We start from the raw sequence: 19738 nt of genomic DNA on the forward strand, positions 1-19738 counted from the left end.
GCGGGCTTTTTACTTTCTGGAGCGAACCTCGGTTCGCCCTCCTGCAAGAAAGTTACTTCTTGAATTTCTGCGCAGTCTCTGCAACACGCTTGCCAAACTGCTTGGCGGTTTCCAGATCGCCGGCCGCAGGGCCTTCTTCCGGGGACGAGTCCGACGGGCTTTGCGCCAGGGCGCCGGAGAAACCACCGACGAAGTTCACGTCGTTACGTTGTGCAGCCTTGCTGTTGGCAGGCATCAAGCCCGTGCCGACCCAGACCATGCTGTGCTGCATCGCGAATGTAATCAAGTAGCTCATGGTGGTGCCCTTGTCGCCATTCATGGTCGCGGAATTGGTAAAACCGGCAGCTACCTTGTCCTTCCATTTCTGTCCGAACCATTGCTTCGACGATGTATCGGCAAATTTCTTGAACTGCCAGGAAACCGTGCCCATGTAGGTCGGCGTGCCAAAGATGATAGCGTCGGCCGCTTCCAGCGAAGCCCAGGCAGCGTCGCTGAGATTGCCTTCGGCATCGATGGCGATCAGCTCAGGCACCGCGCCGTCCGCCCGCAGCACGCCAGCGTGCACGGCTTCCGCCTGTTTTTTGGTATGGCCGTAGCCGGAATGATAAACAATAGCAACTTTAGTCATGGCAATGCCCTTTTGGTGTGGGAATCCGGTTGAAAAATGAACAAGCAACGCAATAAATCAGACAGCATCGGCAGCAATAGTCAGGCCAGCTACTTTGCCGCAGACACGATAGCAGGCGAACCTAAAACGAAATCCAGAGTCAAGCCAACCATGACCGGCCTGCATTGAGCCGCAATTCGATCCTGGTATATCCGAAAATTTAATTCGCTATAGGAATCCGCTATATGAATCCATTGGATTACTTGGCACTATAGCCGTAAGAAATGACTTAAGACAGACGCTAAATTCCAATATATCATTCAAATTATCTGAATGAAATTTTCACAACATCCCCATTCTCCAGGCAACAATGAACCTGACGCTGGAAGCACTCCAAATCCTCGACACGATCGCCCGCAAAGGCAGCTTTGCCGCCGCGGCAGTGGAACTGGACCGCGTGCCGTCAGCGCTCACCTACAGCGTGCGCAAGCTGGAAGAAGACCTGGACGTGCTGCTGTTCGACCGCCGCGGCCACCGCGCCAAGCTGACCGGCGCCGGCCTGGAGCTGCTGACCGAGGGCCGGCACCTGCTGCTGGCGGCGCAGGAACTGGAACGGCGCGTCAAGCGCGCGGCGACCGGCTGGGAAGTGGAACTGCGCATCGTTCTCGACAGCATCATCCCGTTTGACAGCCTGCTGCCGCTGATCGAAGCTTTCGACCGTGAAAACGCCGGCACCCGCCTGCGCATTTCGCATGAGACATTGTCGGGCGTATGGGAAGCATTGCTGTCGGACCGCGCCGACCTGGTTATCGGCGCGCCCCATGGCGGCCCCGACAGCATCCGCATGAGCGGCGGCTTCCAGACCCGCCAGCTGGGGACGATTGAATGGGTTTTCGCGGTTGCCCCCGGCCACCCGCTGGCCAATGCGCCGGAACCGCTCACTGCCGGCCTGATACAGCAATATCGGGCGGTAGCGGTGGGCGACACCAGCCGCAGCTTGCCCGGCATCACGTCAGGTTTGCTGAGCGGCCAGGACATCTTGACCGTGCCCTCCATCGCCGCGAAGCTGCAGGCCCAGCTCCGCGGCCTCGGCTGCGGCCATTTGCCGCGCTGGATGGCGGCCCCTTATTTTGCCTCCGGCGCATTGATTGAAAAGCAGACCATCGAAGCCAAACCCACCGACAAGACACAAATCGCCTGGCGCACGCCAGTCGTGGGAAAATCTCTTAAATGGTTCATCACGCAACTCAGCGAACCTGCGATCCAGCACACCCTGCTTGGCTCGCCGGCGCCGCGTCATCACGAATCGATCAGCCATGTCTAATCAAGCAAGCTATATCGGCCGCTTCGCCCCCTCGCCCACCGGACCTTTGCACGCCGGATCCCTGGTGGCGGCGATGGCCAGTTACCTGGATGCCAAGGCCAACCACGGACGCTGGCTGCTGCGCATGGAAGACGTGGATGAAGCGCGCACCGCAGCGGGCGCGGCAGAATCGATCCTGGCGGACCTGGACGTGCTGGGCATGCACTGGGATGGCGAAGTGGTGTTCCAAAGCCGGCGCACCGCGCTATACGAAGCGGCTTTCGACCGTCTCGGGCGGCTGGCCTATCCGTGCGGCTGCACCCGCCGCGAAATTGTCGACTCCCGCATCTGCGTTGCCGCCGACGGCGCGGCGGTCTATCCCGGCACTTGCCGCACCGGCCTGCCGGTCGGCAAGCCGGCCCGCGCTTACCGCCTGCGCGTGCCGGATCCGGGGCATGTCGATGAACTGATCATTTTTGACGATCGCTGGCTGGGCCGGGTGCAGCAGCACCTGGCGATAGAAGTCGGGGATTTTGTGCTGAAACGGGCGGATGGCTTCTGGGCTTACCAGCTGGCGGTGGTGGTCGACGATGCCGACCAGGGCGTTACCCATGTGGTGCGCGGCGCGGACCTGCTGGATTCAACCGCGCGCCAGATCTACCTGCAGCGCCAATTGAAACTGGCGACGCCGTACTACTTGCATGTCCCGGTCATCACCAATGCCGACGGTGAAAAGCTATCCAAGCAGAACGGCGCGCAAGCCATCGACATCAAGCAGCCGCTGCATGCGCTGAGCAAGGCGGCCTGGTTCCTGGGTTTGGATATCGGACAAGTCGATAGCGTAGCGGCGTTCTGGCCGCTGGCGACCACCGCCTGGGCCAATCTGGAAACGAGCCGCCGCGCTTGATCAGTTCTTTGGCAGGCCGCCCAGCAAAGCGGCCAGCTTCACCTTCGACGGCTTGATCGAGCCGCCTGCCGGCGCTACGCTGGCTGAATCCACCTCGGCTGCGAGCGTCGGTTCGTATGGCTTGAGGAACCACGGGTCGATTTTTTCCTTGCGCGAGGTCGGCGTCGACGTGTAGGCGCTGCGTGTGTGCTGCGTGCTGCGGTCAGAAGACGGAGCGCCGCGGCTGTCGCCACGGCCGTTGCGCGCATCGGCGCCGCGTCCGGAAGAGCGCTCGCGTTCGGCGCTGGCCGGCTTGGCGACAAACCCGGTCAGCTCGGCGCGCACAAACTTGTACTTGATCATCTTTTCGATGTCGACCAGCAAGCGTTCATCCTTGTCGGCGTACAGGGAAATCGCATCGCCGGAAGCGCCGGCGCGGCCGGTGCGGCCGATGCGGTGCACGTAATCTTCGGCGTTGTACGGCAAATCAAAATTGATCACGCATGGCAGTTCGGCGATATCCAGGCCGCGGGCGGCGACATCGGTCGCCACCAGCACTTCGATCTCGCCGCGCTTGAATGCTTCCAGCGCTGCCATGCGTTCGTTCTGGGTCTTGTCGCCGTGGATCGCCGACGCATTGACGCCTTCGTTTTCCAGGTGACGCGCCAGTTTCGAGGCGCCGATCTTGGTGTTGGAAAAAACGATGACCTGTTTCAGCTTGCGTTCGCGGATGATGTGCGATACCGCCTCAGCCTTGGTTTGTTCATTGACGTGATACATGGTTTGCGTCACGTTGTCGGCGGTGGCGTTGCTGCGCGCCACTTCGATCGTTACCGGATTCTTCAGGAAAGTCGCCGCCAGCTTCTTGATCTCGCCTGAGAATGTGGCTGAAAACATCAGGTTCTGGCGCTCTTTCGGCAACAGGTTGATGATGCGCTGCAAATCAGGCAGGAAACCCATGTCCAGCATGCGGTCGGCTTCGTCCATCACCAGGATCTGCGTCTGCGACAGGTTCAGCGTTTTTTGCTGCACATGGTCCAGCAAGCGGCCGGGAGTCGCGATCACGATCTCGATGCCGGAACGCAAGGCAGCGGTTTGCGGGGCGATATCGACGCCGCCGAACACCACGGTGGAACGCAGCGGCGTATGCCGGCAGTAAGCCTTGACGTTTTCCGCAACCTGGTCGGCCAGCTCGCGCGTCGGCGTCAGGATCAGGGCGCGTACCGGATGCCGCGCCGGCGAAGCGCTGGTGTTGGCATGCGCCAGCAGCAGCTGGATGATCGGCAAGGAAAAACCGGCAGTCTTGCCGGTTCCTGTCTGTGCCGCTCCCATGACATCGCGCCCTTGCAGCACTACCGGAATCGCTTCCGCCTGGATCGGGGTTGGATGGACATAACCCTGGTCGCTCAGTGCGCGCAGGATATCCGGGGACAACCCGAAATCTGCAAAACGGACGGTGGGCGTGGTTGGCACTGCTGGATCAGCTTGAATCTCGGACTGGATGTCGGACATGGTAGTTGGCGGCCTTTGGTGCAAGATGCACTCAAACAAAGGCACTATTTGCTCTCAATTGAATCGTGAATTTCGTGTCGGCCCATTGCTGGCGATCAGTGCTTGCCGAGGCAAGCCGCAGCGCCAGCATGCGAACCAAATGATTGTGGAAGTGCCATAACAGGCACCGCAAGCCGGATTACCACTTTGACATCATTGCCGACATGTTTTGTACCACAGTCGCGCATTATACGCCTAGCCGGGAATTTGCTCAGATACCTAGTTCATTCAGCGGCCAGCGCGGCCGTACATTGAACCCATAGGCACGCTGCGCCGCCTGCGGATTGATCTGCAAGCGCATGGCGCCGGCAAAGGCGATCATGGCGCCATTGTCGGTGCAAAACTCCAGTTCCGGGTAATACACCCGGAAGCGCCGCTTCGCTGCCGCGGCATCCAGGGCGCTGCGCAATTGCTGGTTGGCGCCTACTCCGCCCGCGATCACCAGGCGCTTGAGGCCTGTCTGTTTCAGCGCGGCCAGGCATTTGGCCAGCAGCACGTCGACCAGCGCATCGACAAAAGCGCGCGCGATGTTGGCCTTGTCCTGGTCGCAAATATTGGCCGTATGGTTTTTGACCAGCGTCAGCACCGCCGTTTTCAGGCCGGAGAAGCTGAAATCCAGGTTTTTCGAATGCAACATGGGCCGCGGCAACTGATACACCGAAGGATCGCCAAATTCGGCCAGGCGCGAAATCGCCGGTCCGCCGGGATAACCGAGCCCAAGCAGCTTGGCCGATTTGTCGAACGCCTCGCCGGCGGCGTCATCCAGCGTCTCGCCCAGCAAGCTGTATCGGCCGACGCCGTCGACCCGCATCAGCTGGGTGTGGCCGCCCGACACCAGCAAGGCGACAAACGGAAATTCGGGAGGATCGCTGGCCAGCAGCGGCGACAGCAAATGCCCCTCCAGGTGATGCACGCCCAGCATCGGCTTGTCCAGCGCCAGGCCGAGGCCGCAGGCAATCGATGCGCCTACCAGCAGCGCTCCCGCCAGTCCCGGTCCCTGGGTGTAGGCGATGGCATCGATATCCTGCCGCGCGACGCCGCTTTCCGCCAATACTTGTTGCAATAAAGGAATGGCGCGCCGGATATGGTCGCGCGAAGCCAGCTCCGGCACCACGCCGCCGTATTGTTCATGCATCGCCACTTGCGAATAAAGGGCATGCGCGAGCAAGCCGCGCTCGGTATCGTAGAGCGCAAGGCCGGTTTCGTCACAGGAAGATTCAACGCCGAGAACAATCATGGGTGGGGCAATAGGTAAGGAATGCGGCATTGTAAAGGAAAGCGCGGGCGGCACCCGCCACAGGTTTCGATTAATCCTTGCCGAGCTGCCGCATCGCCTGCCGCATGAACGCCAGCTGTTGCGAAAACCTGGTGCAAGCCGTGCAAGTCCACAGGTGCACGCGTACCCGCGCCCGGGTCAGCGGCGACAGATTGCTGTCCTGCGCCTGGGACAGGAGCAGCTGGGTATCTCGGCAATGTGGGATCAGGCGTTTATATGGCATAAAATAAATTTACTGGCTGTGCGAACATTCTGGCATTCATGGTTAGTCGCATCATGAATGCAATACTTACAATAAGACCTGGATTAGCTTTACATTGTGTACGAAAACCGCCAATTCAAGCCTGCGCGCCGAACCAGTTTAACTGCAAGCATTCGCGCAGCCGCGTACGCGCCCGGTACAGCAGCACCCAGGCATTGGCGGCGGTAATGTCGAGCTCCTTGCAGATTGCGTCGGTATCCAGCTCCAGCCATTCCCGCATCATGAAAATGCGGCCGGTCTTGGCGGGCAATTTGTCTATGCATAATTGCAAGATATCGAAGAATTCCTTGCGCTCCAGCGCCTGGTCCGGATTTCCCCAGCTGGGGGCGGCTTCTACCGCATGCCCTGACGCGGTGAACAGGGCGTCGATCATGTCGGCATCGCTGCGGTCGGCGTCCTCATCCGTATTCAGCTGCACCTCGCGCTTGCCGCGCCGCAGCTGGTCCAGCAATTTGTGCTTGAGGATGCCGATGACATAAGTCTTGAACGACGACTGCTCCTGGAAACGGTCGGGATGCTCAAGCACGGCAAGCACGGTTTCCGAGACGGCATCCTCGGCCAGGGCGTCATTGCGCAGCTGCAGCGCGGCAAACCGCACCAGTTGCGGCCGCAGTATTTCAAGCTGGCGAGGATCGAATGCCATATAAGCCCAGATAAGAAAAACCAAGAACAGGCGCCAGGCAGTCCGCTGGACAAGCTGGCCGAATGGCGACGATTTTACCCGATGGCCATGGACCAAGGCCTGTTAAAGTAAAATCGCTGCGGACAGGCACCGCGCCATTCCCCGTTTGCAAACCCAGATCGTTATCCACACATGAATAATATCCAGCCCGCCGAACCGTTCCCCGCCGCCCGCTTCATCAAGGAGATCGGGCGCGGCAAGGACGGCGCGCGCAGCCTGTCGCGCAACGACGCGCACGATTTGTATGCCGCCATGCTGGATGGCCGCGTCTCCGACCTGGAAATGGGAGGAATCCTGCTGGCAATGCGCATCAAGGGTGAATCGGTAGAAGAAATCGCCGGTTTCCTGCAGGCGGCGGAAGCATCGTTTACGCAAATAGCGCTGCCCGGCCAGGCCGGCAGTGCTGCCTGGCAATATGCGCCGATTGTCATCCCCAGCTATAACGGCGCGCGCCACATGGCCAACCTGACGCCCCTGCTGGCCCTGCTGCTGGCGCGCGAGGGCGTGCCGGTGTTGCTGCATGGCGTATTGACGGATCCGGGCCGCGTCACCAGCGCGGAAATTTTCCAGGCGCTGGGCCAGCCGGCCTGCACCAGCATCGAGCAGGTGCAACAATGCTTCGTACAGCGCTTGCCGGCTTTCATGCCGATCGATGCACTGGCGCCGAAAATGGCAAGGCTGCTCGCCATGCGGCGCATTCTCGGGGTGCGCAATTCCACCCACACCCTGGTCAAGATCATGCAGCCGTTCGTGGCGCCGGCCTTGCGCCTGAGCTCATACACTCACCCGGAATACCTGGCCATGCTGACGGCATATTTCACGACGACCGCCGCGGCCGAACGCGGAGACGTGTTTCTAATGCGCGGCACGGAAGGCGAAACGGTAGCCAATGCCAGGAAGGCGCAAAAAATCGACTGGCTGCATGGCGGCCAGCAAACCACGCTGGTGGAAAAACAAAGCATTGCCGACGACATGCCGGTTTTGCCTGCGCAGCGCGACGCAGCCAGCACCGCCAGCTGGATACGGCTGGCGTTGGAGCAAAAAGAATTGGTCCCGAAACCGATTGCCGAACAAGTCGAACAATGCCTGACCGTCTGCAAGGCCCTGCACGCGCAAGACAATCCTGCGGATATCGGCCGGCAATAGCAATTTCCCAATGGAACTAATTTTTGCGGCAGTGAACAAACCAGACTGATTCAAGATAAAAGCCGGATGCATGTACTATGTGGCAGTCGTCAAAACATTGCCATAGGGAATTGCAGCCAAATTGCGGTCTATTCTTAGCTTAGGCAATACCTTAAACAAATCAGATAGCGCAACGCAAATATAATCAACGCAAGGAGAGTGCGCTTAAAACCACGCAAGTCAGTATTTCAGCTATACCCATTCATCTGCCTGTACGGCATCTTGTCCAGCGTAGCGTCTTTTGCTGCAAGACTAATTTTCTGGAGGATCCATGGATTGGACTCTTCCGCCCTTTGCGCTAGCACAGCCCATCCAATGGAATGCGCTGTTACTGTTCGGCAGCTTGCTGCTGTTCGGGCTAGTGGGCGGCCATATAGTAACGAAAAACCCTTGGTTTCCACGCATTACCGGCTATCTGATAGTCGGCTTCCTGCTTGGCGTGGGCGGGCTCGACCTGCTTTCCGGCGACGTGCTCAAGCTGGCGAACATCTTTGCCGACATGGCGATGGCGCTGGTTGTATATCAGCTGGGCCGCTATGTCGACATCGGCTGGCTGCGCCGCGAAAAATGGCTGCTGGCGACCGTTGTCCTTAGCGCCGTATTGTGTTTCACCTTCGTCAGCGGCGCATTGATCTGGTTCGGCACCGCCCGCGTGCCGGCGCTGCTGGGCGGCGTGCTTGCCATCGCCACCGCGCCGGCGGTAGTCATGGTAGTGGTGCGCGAACTCCAGGCTGAAGGCCAGGTGACGCGCCGCCTTGCCGCCATGACGGCGCTGAATAATTTTGTCGCCCTGCTGGCGGCATATGCCTTGCTGCCTGTTGTCGCCCATGAAAGCGCCGCGCCCTTCGGCACGCTGCTGGCGCACACCTTGTATTCGCTGTGCGGCTCGCTGGTGCTGGCGTACCTGACCTACCGCCTGATGATCCCGCTGGCGCGCCTGCTGGGCCGCCAGCCGAGCCGCCAGTTCGTGCTGGTGATCGCCGTCATCACCCTGGCGATCGGCGCCGCGCACGCACTGCAGCTGCCGATATTGCTCACCATGCTGATTTTCGCGATCATGTCGAAGAACCTCGATCACCAGTATGACCTGATGGAACTGGAGTTCGGCGTCGCCAACGAATTGTTCATCGTCATGCTGTTTGTCACAATGGGCGCTTCGATCCGCCTGTCCGACCTGTCGATGGTGGGCGCCTCGGTCGCGGTGCTCATCGCGGCCCGCTTCCTGGCCATGGCCTGCGGCGTCTTTTCGTTTGCGCACTTTGCCAAGATGAAATGGAAACAGGCGGCGCTGATCACCCTCGGCACCTTGCCCATGACGGAGGCCGGACTGGGGTTGATGCAAACCACCGCCTACCTCTATCCCAATACCACAGCCGAAGTCTTGCCGTTGCTGGCCGGCTGCCTGATCGTCCTGGAATTGCTGGGGCCGATAGCGACCCAGTTCGCCCTGATCAGGTCGGGCGAAAGCGGACGCGAATAAGGATATGAATTAAAGGTGAACCCATGACCGAAAACACCCAAGGCGGCATTGCACAGAGCGGCGCAGCAACAGCGGAGATTTTGCCGTTTACCAGTTCGGCCCCGTTTACGATGGGAATCGAGCTGGAACTGCAGCTGGTGAACCGCCGCAACTACAACCTGGCCAGCGATGCGGTCGACCTGCTGACCTGGATCGAGCCGCGCGACCTGCAAAAGCAGATCAAGCTGGAAATGACGCAAGGCATGATCGAGCTCAATTCCGACGTGCACACCCGGGTCGACCACCTGGTCGAAGAGCTGAAAGGCCTGCGCGCGGCGCTGAACCGCGGCGCGCAATACCTGAACATCGACGTCTCCGGCGGCGGCGCCCATCCGTTCCAGCACTGGAACGAACAACGGATTACGCCGAGCGAACGCTTCTATCACCTGCATGAAAAATACGGCTACCTGGCCAAGACATTCACCGTCTTCGGCCAGCATATCCATGTCGGCGTGCCGAACGGCGACGACGCCCTGTACCTGACCCACGCGTTCTCGCGTTTCGTGCCGCATTTCATTGCGCTGTCGGCCGCCTCGCCGTTTTACCAAGGCGCCGACACCAAGTTCGAATCCTCGCGCAGCAACGTGGTGCGCGCGTTTCCGCTGTCGGGAACCGCTCCTACGCTGACCCGCTGGAGCGATTTCGAATCGTATTACGATGAATTGCTGCGCATGGGAATCGTCGCCAGCATGAAGGATTTTTACTGGGACATCCGCCCCAAGCCGGAATACGGCACCGTTGAAATCCGTGTCTGCGACACCCCGCTGACGATCGAACACGCGGCGCACCTGGGGTGCTATGCGCAACTGCTGGCGCGCTGGATCCTGACTGAAAGACCGTTTGTCATCACCAACGATTTTTACCTGCTGTACCAGTACAACCGCTTCGAAGCCAGCCGTTACGGCCTGAACGGCTCCATGGCGTTGCACGGCAACACCCCGGCCACCTCGTCAAAACTGCCGATCTACCAGCACCTGCTGGACCACCTGCAGGATTTACAGCGGTATACTCAGAACGAAGCCGAGCAGCTGACCATCAAGCGCTTGCGTCACATGGCGGAAGATCGCCTCAGCGACGCCGCCTGGCTGCGGCAGACTTTTACCGAACGCGGTTCGCTCAATGACATGATGCGGCTGTCTTCGGAACTGTGGATGGGGCAAGCGCCGCCGCCGTACTTCCAATAGCTTTCAATATCCATTTAATCAAGATCGATGCAAAAACAATTTGATGTCGCCGTCATCGGCGCAGGCGCTGCGGGCATGATGTGCGCCGCGGTAGCCGGACAACGTGGGAAAAAGGTTGTTCTGATCGATCACGCCACCAGGCTTGCGGAAAAAATCCGCATTTCGGGCGGCGGCCGCTGCAACTTCACCAACATCAATGCCGGGCCGCAGAATTTCCTGTCGCAGAATCCGCATTTCTGCAAAAGCGCCCTGTCGCGCTACACCCCGCAGGATTTCCTCAGCCTGATGAAGCGCTACCGGATCGCGTATCACGAAAAGCACAAGGGCCAGCTGTTTTGCGACGACTCGTCGGAACAGGTCATCGCCATGCTGAAAGCCGAGTGCGACCTGGGCAACGTCAGCTGGCGCATGCCTTGCAGCGTCGCCGGTATCGGCAAGGACGGCGACCTGTTCCGGATCGACAGCAGCGCCGGCGAAATACTTGCCAGCAGCGTGGTCATTGCTACCGGCGGCCTGTCTATCCCGAAAATCGGCGCCACCGACTTTGCCTATCGCATCGCCCGTCAATTCGGCTTGCGGGTGGTCGAACCGCAGCCGGGCCTGGTGCCGCTGACCTTCGACGCCGCCGCCTGGCAGCCGTTCCTGCCGCTGGCCGGGATTGCCTTGCCGGTCGAGGTGGAAACCGGCGACAAGAAGAGCCGCGGCGAATTCAAGGAAGACCTGCTGTTTACTCATCGCGGGCTGTCCGGGCCGGCGATCCTGCAGATTTCCAGCTTCTGGAAGAGCGGTGCGCCGCTGCAGCTGAACCTCCTGCCGGAAATCGATGTCACGCAGGCTCTGCTTGAGGGTAAAACGTCGATCAAGAAAAACCTCGGCAACATATTCGCGCAATGGCTGCCGGCACGGCTGGCGCACGGCATCATCGAAGCCGGCAAGCTTGATCCGGGAGCGCGCCTGGCTGACACGCCCGACCGCTTGCTGAAGGAGCTGGGCAACGCCGTCAACCGCTGGGCGATCCGGCCCAGCGGCTCCGAAGGCTATCGCAAGGCCGAAGTTACCTTGGGCGGCATCGATACCAGGGAACTGTCGCAGCAGAGCATGATGTCCAGCCAGGTAGCCGGCTTGTATTTCGTCGGCGAAGCGGTCGACGTCACGGGCTGGCTCGGCGGCTACAACTTCCAGTGGGCCTGGGCGTCGGCAACCGCGGCGGGACTTGCCATTTAGCAATAACGCCAGGCGGCTATCTGGCCGACGGCAGCGACGCGCCGGCTACATTACGGAATCAAACGGGGGATGTTGCAAATAAACGGCAATGTATTTAACCGGTCGGGGATAACACTTCCATTTATCCATTTTCCCGGCTATAATCTCGTTCTTCCCTATACAAACTTGGTTTGAATTTACATGACCACAATTCGTCTTAAAGAAAATGAGCCCTTCGAAGTTGCGATGCGTCGCTTCAAGCGCACTATTGAAAAAACAGGTCTGCTGACTGAGTTGCGTGCACGTGAATTTTACGAAAAGCCAACTGCTGAGCGCAAGCGCAAGCTGGCAGCTGCTGTGAAACGTCATTACAAGCGCATTCGCAGCCAGCAATTGCCGAAAAAACTGTACTAATATTTGCACTAATTCTTCATCGCACTTAGTGCGGCTGATTGAATTGCGTTACAAACCCGCTCCGGTGTTGCTCCGCAGCGGGTTTTGCCGTTTTTCGCACAGGTAGCGTCGCATGGCCGGCACCACCATCCTGCATTTTTGTTTTTCTGATTTTCGATGAAAAACACCACCGAATGGAGAACCGCATGGGCTTGAAAGAACAGATCACCGAAGACATGAAGGCCGCGATGCGCGCCAAAGAGACTGCGAAACTCGGCGCCATCCGCCTGATCACCGCGGCAATCAAGCAAAAAGAAGTCGATGAACGCATCGAGCTGGGCGACACCCACGTGCTGGCCATCATCGAAAAAATGATCAAGCAGCGCAAAGACTCCATCAGCCAGTTTGAAGCCGGCGGCCGCCAGGACCTGGCCGACATCGAGAAAGCGGAACTGCTTATCCTTTCGGCCTACATGCCGGCCGGCCTGACAGAAGCGGAAATCCAGGCTGAAGTAGCGGCAGCCGTCGCAGCCAGCGGCGCCAGCGGCCCCCAGGACATGGGCAAGGTCATGGCGATACTGAAACCCAAGCTTGCCGGCCGCGCCGACATGACGGCGGTTTCGGCGCTGGTGAAAGTCGCGCTGAGCAAAGCCTGATTGTCCGATAGCCTGATAAAAGCGCCGCCTGCCGTCGAATCCGCGTGATTCCTCAATCCTTTATCCAGGACCTCCTCAACCGCGTCGACATCGTCGACGTGGTGGGCAAGTACGTCCAGCTGAAAAAGGGCGGCGCAAACCTGATGGGCCTGTGCCCTTTCCACAACGAGAAATCGCCCAGCTTCACGGTCAGCCCGACCAAGCAGTTTTACCATTGCTTCGGTTGCGGCGCGCATGGCACGGCGATCGGGTTCCTGATCGAATACTCGGGCCTCGGTTTTGTCGAGGCGGTGAAAGACCTGGCGCAAGGCGTCGGCATGACGGTGCCGGACAACGACGACAAGATCCCGCCGGCGCAACGCGCCGAATACCAGGCCAAGAGCATGGCCCTGTCGGATGCGATGAGCGCCGCCTGCGATTTCTACCGGCAGCACCTGCGCAGCGCGCCAAATGCCGTCGACTACCTGAAACGCCGCGGCCTGACCGGCGAAGTGGCGGCAAAGTTCGGATTAGGTTATTCGCCCGACAACTGGGACAGCCTGCGCCAGGTGTTTCCCGACTATGAAGCCACCGCCCTGGTCGAATCCGGCCTGGTGATCGACCGCACGGATGAGGAAGGCAATAACCGCAAGCGCTACGACCGCTTCCGTGACCGCATCATGTTTCCCATACGCAACACCAAGGGCCAGGTTATCGGTTTCGGCGGCCGCGTACTGGACAGCGGCGAGCCGAAGTACTTGAATTCGCCGGAAACACCCCTATTTCAGAAGGGTAGCGAGCTGTATGGCCTGTTCGAGGCGCGCCAGGCAATCCGCGACGCGGGTTACGTGCTGGTGACCGAAGGTTATATGGACGTGGTGGCATTGGCGCAACTCGGGTTCCCGCAAGCGGTAGCCACGCTCGGAACCGCCTGTACGCCGACCCACGTGCATAAATTGCTGCGCCAGACCGACCATGTCGTCTTCAGTTTCGATGGCGACCGCGCCGGCCGCAAAGCTGCACGGCGCGCGCTGGACGCCTGCCTGCCGCATGCGACCGACAACAAGGTCATCAAATTCCTGTTCCTGCCGCAGGAACACGATCCAGACAGCTTTGTGCGGGAAATGGGAGCGGAAGCGTTTGAGCGCCAGATCCACGACGCCATGCCGTTATCGCAATTTTTACTGAACGAAGTCACGGCCGAAGCCGATTTGAGCACATCCGAAGGACGCGCGCGGGCGCAATACGATGCCAAACCGCTATTGCAGCTGATGCCGCCGTCGTCGTTGCGGCTGCAAATCGTGCGCGGCCTGGCGCAGCTGACGCAATCGACGCCGAACGAAATCGAATCCTTGTTTGAACTGGCCAAACCGATAGCCAGCGCGCGCCGCGCACCGCCGCGCGGCAACCGGCCGGCGCCGGTCGGGCTGGAACGGCAAATCATCCGTTTGCTGGTCGCCCATCCGGCGTTCGCGTCGGAATTGGACGATGCCGCGCTGGACGCCGTGGCGCATTTCGCGCCAGACCGGGCAGAAATGCTGGCGCGCCTGATCACCGCCAGCCATGCGATGGGCGAACAAGCCAATTTTGCGACATTGGCCGAGCATCTGCGGGAAGGCGGCGAGGATTTTGAATCGCTGATTGCCGAAATTGCAGCAGAATCGGAATCCGAAACGGAAGCGGCGCGATTAGAACTGGCGGGTGCAATTCGCCAGACTAAAATGAAGATATTGAAAGAAGAACTGGACCAGCTGGCGGCAACCGGGCTTGGCAATGACGATGCGCGCAACCGCTACCGGGAATTGATGCAAAAACAGGAACAGTTGCGGCGCGAAGCCGAGGCCGAAATGAATTTACGCTAGAAAATTGCTTGAAATATGGTCAAGCCGACCTAAAACACGTAAATCGGACTGCGCAGGAAGGCCGTCCGCATTGGAGGAAAGGCCCTCCATATGCTATAATTAAAGGCTTTAGATTCAACACCTTAGGCTTAGCCGAATTGGGCGTTGAATTGATAGTAGCACCAGATTGATTTAGACGGGCAGGAACGTAGTGAAGAAAGCAGCAAAGGCAACAGCAGCAGCAAGAGAACAGGCGCTCAATTGATTCTGTCAGCGGTTTAGGCTTATCAAAATTCAAACGGACAGAGTAAAGGCAGCTGCGGCGCGCAAATCAGTGTAACCAATTGGTATTTGAGGTATTTGATTCCATGGCGAATGCAATGAAGAGACCAGCAAAATCCCTGACACTTTCCGTTAAAAAGCCGGCTGCGGCCAAGGCCAAAGTAAGCACCTCTTCCTCAAGCTCGAAGTCCCCCGTTAAAAAAACGGCTGCTTCATCCAAAACGCCGGCGAAGCCCGTTAGCAAGAAAGTAGTTTCTAAAGCAACTGCAACGACCACAAAAGCATCAAGAACTGTTGCAAAACCAGTATCTGTGAAATCGAAAGCCCCTGTGACAAACAAGAAACCACAACTCAAAGTCGTCAAATCATCCAAAAATGCGGCACCGGCTCCAGTCAAGGCCGACGTCAGCGTGATGATTGGATCAGGCGTAAGTCAAACCACGGATGCCGCTACCCTGGCGGCGATTGATACTTCCGGCTATATCTTGCCGTCGGTGAAGGTGCCAGGACGTCGTGGTCGCAAGCCAAAAGAATTCCAGCCGGAAAACGACGAAGTCGCGGCGCTCAATGCTGTCGAACGCGCTGAACTGAAAGCGGTCGACAAGGCCAAGGCGAAAGACCGCAAGGCCAAGGAAAAGGCATTGCTGAAAGACGCCTTCTCGTCCGATACCGAAGCGAGCGAAGAAGAACTCGAAGCACGCCGTCAAAAGCTCAAGACCCTGATCAAGATGGGCAAGGAGCGCGGCTTCCTGACCTTCTCCGAAATCAACGATCACCTGCCTGAAAACATTATCGATCCGGAAGCCATCGAAGGCATCATCGGTACTTTCAGCGACATGGGGATTGCCGTCTACGAACAGGCGCCGGATGCGGAAACGCTGCTGCTGTCGGACAACGTCGCCACTGTCGCCAGCGACGACGACGCAGAAGCCGCGGCCGAAGCCGCGCTGTCTACCGTCGATTCCGATTTCGGCCGCACTACCGACCCGGTCCGCATGTACATGCGTGAAATGGGTTCGGTTGAACTGCTGACGCGCGAAGGCGAAATCGAAATCGCCAAGCGTATCGAAGACGGCCTGAAAGACATGATCCAGGCAATTTCCGCCTGCCCGACCACCATCGCCGAGATCTTGCTGGCCGCCGACAAGATCGGCAAGGACGAAATCAAGATTGACGAAATCGTCGATGGTCTGGTCGATCCCAACCAGACCGACGAAGCCGCCACCGCCAGCGCCGCAGCAACTGCTGCCGACGACGACAGCGAAGAAGACGAAGAAGAGGAAGAAGAAGATGCGGAAGAAGACGACGCCAGCTCGACCTCGGGCGCGGCCGGCTTCTCGGCGGAACAGCTTGAACAGCTGAAGCGCGACGCGCTCGGCAAGTTCGAGACCATCTCGACCCAGTTCGACAAGATGCGCAAAGCGTTCGAAAAAGAAGGCTACAACTCCAAGCCTTACGTCAAGGCGCAAGAGATCATCTCGAACGAACTGCTGGGAATCCGCTTCACCGCCAAGGTCGTCGAGAAATTATGCGACACCCTGCGTGGCCAGGTCGATGAAGTGCGCCAGATCGAACGCCAGATCCTTGACGTCGCGGTGAACAAGTGCGGCATGCCGCGCCCGCATTTCATCAAGGTTTTCCCAGGCAACGAAACCAACCTCGACTGGGTCGACGGCGAAGTCAGCGGCAACCACGCCTACAGCACCGTGCTCAGCCGTAACGTGCCTGCGGTGAAAGAGCTGCAGCAGCGCCTGATCGACTTGCAGGCGCGCGTCGTGCTGCCTTTGCCTGACCTGCGCGGCATCAACAAGAAGATGGGCGCGGGCGAGAAAAAAGCCCGCATGGCCAAGCGCGAAATGACCGAAGCCAACTTGCGGCTGGTGATCTCGATCGCGAAAAAATACACCAACCGCGGCTTGCAATTCCTGGACCTGATCCAGGAAGGCAATATCGGCCTGATGAAAGCCGTCGACAAGTTCGAATACCGTCGCGGCTACAAATTCTCGACCTACGCGACATGGTGGATCCGCCAGGCCATCACCCGTTCGATCGCCGACCAGGCGCGCACCATCCGTATTCCGGTGCACATGATCGAAACGATCAACAAGATGAACCGCATCTCGCGCCAGATCCTGCAGGAAACCGGCGCTGAGCCGGATCCGGCAACGCTCGCGATCAAGATGGAAATGCCGGAAGATAAAATCCGCAAGATCATGAAGATCGCGAAAGAGCCGATTTCGATGGAAACACCGATAGGCGACGACGACGATTCGCACCTGGGCGATTTCATCGAGGACAACAACACCCTGGCCCCGGCCGACGCTGCCCTGCATGCATCGATGCGCGGCGTGGTGAAGGACATCCTGGACTCGCTGACCCCGCGCGAAGCGAAGGTATTGCGGATGCGTTTCGGCATCGAAATGTCGACCGACCACACCCTGGAAGAAGTCGGCAAGCAGTTCGACGTGACGCGTGAGCGGATCCGCCAGATAGAAGCGAAAGCGCTGCGCAAGCTGCGCCACCCTTCCCGCTCCGACAAGCTGAAGAGCTTCCTCGAAGGTAATTAAGATTATTCGTGAATCATTCGGTGTTTTTTTGAATGATTCACGATAATTCATTTACCTTTCGCCCACGTATTTTTCTATAATACGGGATTGATTTTAAGATGCTGCAGTGCGGTTGAGCGGATTTGCGCAAAGACCACGAGCACGACGCTGCAGCGCCCTAAGGAATTGGGCCCCTAGCTCATGCTTGGTTAGAGCAGCGGACTCATAATCCGTTGGTGCCCAGTTCGACTCTGGGGGGGCCCACCAGTAAGAAGTAATATTGAAGCGCCTGCTAGCGATAGCGGGCGCTTTTTTATTTATCTCTTTTGCTCCGCAAATTCCAATACTCGCTATCAATTTCTATTGCAGTCCGACCCTACGTCGGCTTTTCGAACGCTCACGCCAGCTATAGCGTCTACACCCCCTTCCAAGCTGGGGTTGGAACTGAGTTTCAAGGGGTCTTATGACAGGGTGGTGGCGTTCGCCAGGCAATGGAGGGTGGGTCACAGGCTGAGTGGGTCAATTCAGCACGCAAACGAACAATCGATGTAACAATAAAGCACTTTATTACTCAAGATCAAACGCTTCGTTTATAAGCGTTGGGGGTTAATCCTGTCCAGCGCAAAAATGCACGTTGAAATGTGCTTTGCTCGGAATAACCAAGTAATTGAGCGACATCAGAAAGTTGCAGTGTTGGATCTAGCAAGTACTGTTTTGCCAATTGTTGACGAATTTTTTCGAGCAGCACCCGGAAACTGGTGTCGCACTGGTCTAAGCGGCGGCGCAGTGTTCTAGGCGTTATATTAAATTTGCTCGCGACACTATCCAATTCTGGCTCGCCCTCATGAATTTGGCTTGTGATGCAACGTCGAACTGACATCACGAACTCGTTTTCTGTAGGTAGCTGATTTAGGAATTCATTTGCTTGCCTCTCTAACAGAGCTACCAATATAGGCTCTGGTTTTTTTAGGGGAACAGTCAACGAATGCAGCGGTACGCGTATGCTAGTTGCGGCTTGATTAAAAAGAACTTCACATTTGAAGAAATCTCTATAGGCATGTAGAGACGACGGCTCGGGATCGATAAAGCTCACTTGCTTCCACTCGACATCCTTGCTAGATATGCACTTGGAAAATTGGAGAAGTGTCGCTATACCAAATTCAAGGTGTAGTCGCCCGTGCCCCCCGGAACTTCCTGCAGGCCATCTAAGCACAAGATCGCTTCCGTCAATAATAGGAGCCTCTAAGCCGCCTTGCTCCACCTCTTGTATAAGGCGCTGATATGCTTGCAGGCGTAGCAGCGATGCGCCAAGAGTGGGGCACGACGCGAATATGTAGCCAATGACTCCAAAGTGTGCAGGAGTAACAGTTTTCCCCAAGTGCAGGCCTAAGAGGGGGTCTCCCAATCGAACCGCGGCACATTGCAAGTGAGAGATCCAGCGTTGCAGCGGGTAGCGGATTAGAACTCGGTCGACTTCGTCAGGTGTTGGCTCATTTAATAGCTTTGAGGCATCAATCCCCTGGTTTTTTAAATATTCAAAAAGTATGCGCATATAGGCGCTGGACACAAAGCCCTGTGCAAATGTATTTAATTTCACTGCTTTTATGTTCAAAAAACGTACAACGTATAAAACAAAGCATAGGTGACGGGATGTGCCAGTTAAAGTCCGGCCTCGGGCACCAATTACTAAAAGGCTTTCAGTGATGAAGGTCTTTTTTGTTGTGCTCCGCAATCTACCGCCTGCTCCGCAAAATCCTAATTCGGTAACGATGGGCAATCCGTCATAGCAGCGTTTACCCTCAGATGACCTCAATTATGGGTTGAGTATCCTTGCGACTATCCCGGAGCCAGGAATTACAGTGATCCTCATTTTTTCTCAACTAGCGATTCCTCGCTCATTCCAATCAATGAAAGCCAATGCGATGTCGAACCCTCCATCAAAGAAGCAGACTCCTCCGCGTTAATTCGCGGCACGGCACGAGATCCATGACCGATTTCTCGCTTCGCTTTCCTACTACCTCTTTCTTCTCGCATTTTTTTTTGACGATCGCAATACGCAATAATTTTTCCTACCAACATGAACAAATCTCGATCATTCCGTAAATTTTCAGCCAGTTGCTGCCAGTGCCCACTTAGATACCATCGTCTAACGCGCATATAGATGGCGTTCCATTTTCCAAATTTTGGCGGCAAATCAGCCCAAACATTCGTATCAGACACAAACCACAGTACAGCTTCAATAAACAGTCTATTGTCACGAGCATGGCTTCCAGGATCTCCGGTTTTTCCCAACATCTGGAACTCCAGTTTTTCCCATTGATCATCTCTAATTTTCGTGCCTGATTCATATTTAGAATTAATCATTAGCAATCTCACTTTCACT

The 19738-nt window shown here is 57.6% G+C and carries 19 protein-coding genes and 1 tRNA gene; 12 read left to right on the forward strand and 8 right to left on the reverse strand.

What is annotated here, in order from left to right; translation table 11 throughout:
* Positions 1–52: 52 nt before the first annotated feature.
* Positions 53–628 carry a flavodoxin family protein gene (locus V8G57_RS18285; protein ID WP_092397676.1) on the reverse strand — a complete coding sequence of 192 codons (576 nt, stop codon included), beginning with the start codon at positions 626–628 and terminating at the stop codon, positions 53–55.
* A gap of 36 nt (positions 629–664) precedes the next feature.
* On the opposite strand from V8G57_RS18285, the gene V8G57_RS18290 reads away from it, so the two are divergent.
* From V8G57_RS18290 to gluQRS, 3 genes are all read left to right on the forward strand, one after another.
* Positions 665–796, forward strand: a complete 132-nt coding sequence (locus V8G57_RS18290; protein WP_342830580.1) for a hypothetical protein — start codon at positions 665–667, stop codon at positions 794–796.
* A 181-nt stretch (positions 797–977) separates the two neighbouring features.
* Entirely contained in the window at positions 978–1931 is a 954-nt protein-coding gene (locus V8G57_RS18295) for a LysR family transcriptional regulator (RefSeq protein WP_342830581.1), read from the forward strand.
* A complete protein-coding gene (gene gluQRS / locus V8G57_RS18300; RefSeq protein WP_342830582.1) occupies positions 1924–2817 on the forward strand; it encodes a tRNA glutamyl-Q(34) synthetase GluQRS in 894 nt (297 codons plus the stop codon). Before V8G57_RS18295 ends, gluQRS begins: the two co-directional genes overlap by 8 nt.
* On the opposite strand, the gene V8G57_RS18305 is transcribed toward gluQRS, so the two are convergent.
* From V8G57_RS18305 to V8G57_RS18320, 4 genes are all read right to left on the reverse strand, one after another.
* A complete protein-coding gene (locus V8G57_RS18305; RefSeq protein WP_342830583.1) occupies positions 2818–4308 on the reverse strand; it encodes a DEAD/DEAH box helicase in 1491 nt (496 codons plus the stop codon).
* 250 nt (positions 4309–4558) lie between these two features.
* Positions 4559–5584, reverse strand: coding sequence for a tRNA (adenosine(37)-N6)-threonylcarbamoyltransferase complex transferase subunit TsaD (gene tsaD / locus V8G57_RS18310; protein WP_092397684.1), 1026 nt, complete (start codon positions 5582–5584; stop codon positions 4559–4561).
* A gap of 70 nt (positions 5585–5654) precedes the next feature.
* Complete coding sequence (locus V8G57_RS18315) at positions 5655–5846, reverse strand: zf-HC2 domain-containing protein (RefSeq protein WP_092397686.1); 192 nt, start codon at positions 5844–5846, stop codon at positions 5655–5657.
* 115 nt (positions 5847–5961) lie between these two features.
* Positions 5962–6528 carry a sigma-70 family RNA polymerase sigma factor gene (locus V8G57_RS18320; protein ID WP_092397688.1) on the reverse strand — a complete coding sequence of 189 codons (567 nt, stop codon included), beginning with the start codon at positions 6526–6528 and terminating at the stop codon, positions 5962–5964.
* A 171-nt stretch (positions 6529–6699) separates the two neighbouring features.
* Between V8G57_RS18320 and ybiB the strand changes: the two genes are divergently transcribed.
* From ybiB to dnaG, 7 genes are all read left to right on the forward strand, one after another.
* Entirely contained in the window at positions 6700–7713 is a 1014-nt protein-coding gene (gene ybiB / locus V8G57_RS18325) for a DNA-binding protein YbiB (protein ID WP_342830584.1), read from the forward strand.
* A gap of 310 nt (positions 7714–8023) precedes the next feature.
* Entirely contained in the window at positions 8024–9232 is a 1209-nt protein-coding gene (locus tag V8G57_RS18330; RefSeq protein ID WP_092397692.1) for a cation:proton antiporter, read from the forward strand.
* Positions 9233–9255: 23 nt separating this feature from the next.
* Positions 9256–10455 carry a YbdK family carboxylate-amine ligase gene (locus V8G57_RS18335; RefSeq protein ID WP_092397694.1) on the forward strand — a complete coding sequence of 400 codons (1200 nt, stop codon included), beginning with the start codon at positions 9256–9258 and terminating at the stop codon, positions 10453–10455.
* A gap of 27 nt (positions 10456–10482) precedes the next feature.
* On the forward strand, positions 10483–11679 hold the full coding sequence (locus V8G57_RS18340; protein WP_342830585.1) for a BaiN/RdsA family NAD(P)/FAD-dependent oxidoreductase: 1197 nt from the start codon (positions 10483–10485) through the stop codon (positions 11677–11679).
* Positions 11680–11859: 180 nt separating this feature from the next.
* Complete coding sequence (gene rpsU, locus V8G57_RS18345) at positions 11860–12072, forward strand: 30S ribosomal protein S21 (protein WP_005665410.1); 213 nt, start codon at positions 11860–11862, stop codon at positions 12070–12072.
* A 185-nt stretch (positions 12073–12257) separates the two neighbouring features.
* Complete coding sequence (locus V8G57_RS18350) at positions 12258–12707, forward strand: GatB/YqeY domain-containing protein (protein WP_092397768.1); 450 nt, start codon at positions 12258–12260, stop codon at positions 12705–12707.
* A 44-nt stretch (positions 12708–12751) separates the two neighbouring features.
* Positions 12752–14548 carry a DNA primase gene (dnaG, locus tag V8G57_RS18355; RefSeq protein WP_092397698.1) on the forward strand — a complete coding sequence of 599 codons (1797 nt, stop codon included), beginning with the start codon at positions 12752–12754 and terminating at the stop codon, positions 14546–14548.
* 310 nt (positions 14549–14858) lie between these two features.
* Here dnaG and V8G57_RS18360 read toward each other — a convergent pair whose 3' ends face one another.
* Positions 14859–15206, reverse strand: coding sequence for a hypothetical protein (locus V8G57_RS18360; RefSeq protein WP_175500993.1), 348 nt, complete (start codon positions 15204–15206; stop codon positions 14859–14861).
* On the opposite strand from V8G57_RS18360, the gene rpoD reads away from it, so the two are divergent.
* On the forward strand, positions 15139–17376 hold the full coding sequence (gene rpoD, locus V8G57_RS18365; protein ID WP_092397702.1) for an RNA polymerase sigma factor RpoD: 2238 nt from the start codon (positions 15139–15141) through the stop codon (positions 17374–17376). The genes V8G57_RS18360 and rpoD overlap by 68 nt on opposite strands.
* A gap of 167 nt (positions 17377–17543) precedes the next feature.
* Positions 17544–17622, forward strand: a tRNA-Ile gene (locus V8G57_RS18370).
* Between the two features lie 310 nt (positions 17623–17932).
* Here V8G57_RS18370 and V8G57_RS18375 read toward each other — a convergent pair.
* Positions 17933–18967 carry an AraC family transcriptional regulator gene (locus V8G57_RS18375; protein WP_342830586.1) on the reverse strand — a complete coding sequence of 345 codons (1035 nt, stop codon included), beginning with the start codon at positions 18965–18967 and terminating at the stop codon, positions 17933–17935.
* 254 nt (positions 18968–19221) lie between these two features.
* Positions 19222–19719: a transposase gene (locus V8G57_RS18380; RefSeq protein WP_342830587.1), complete on the reverse strand. Its 498-nt coding sequence runs from the start codon at positions 19717–19719 to the stop codon at positions 19222–19224.
* Between the last annotated feature and the right edge of the window lie 19 nt (positions 19720–19738).

Origin of the sequence: Collimonas rhizosphaerae (genome assembly GCF_038896935.1) — a bacterium.
GTDB classification, from domain to species: domain Bacteria; phylum Pseudomonadota; class Gammaproteobacteria; order Burkholderiales; family Burkholderiaceae_D; genus Collimonas; species Collimonas rhizosphaerae.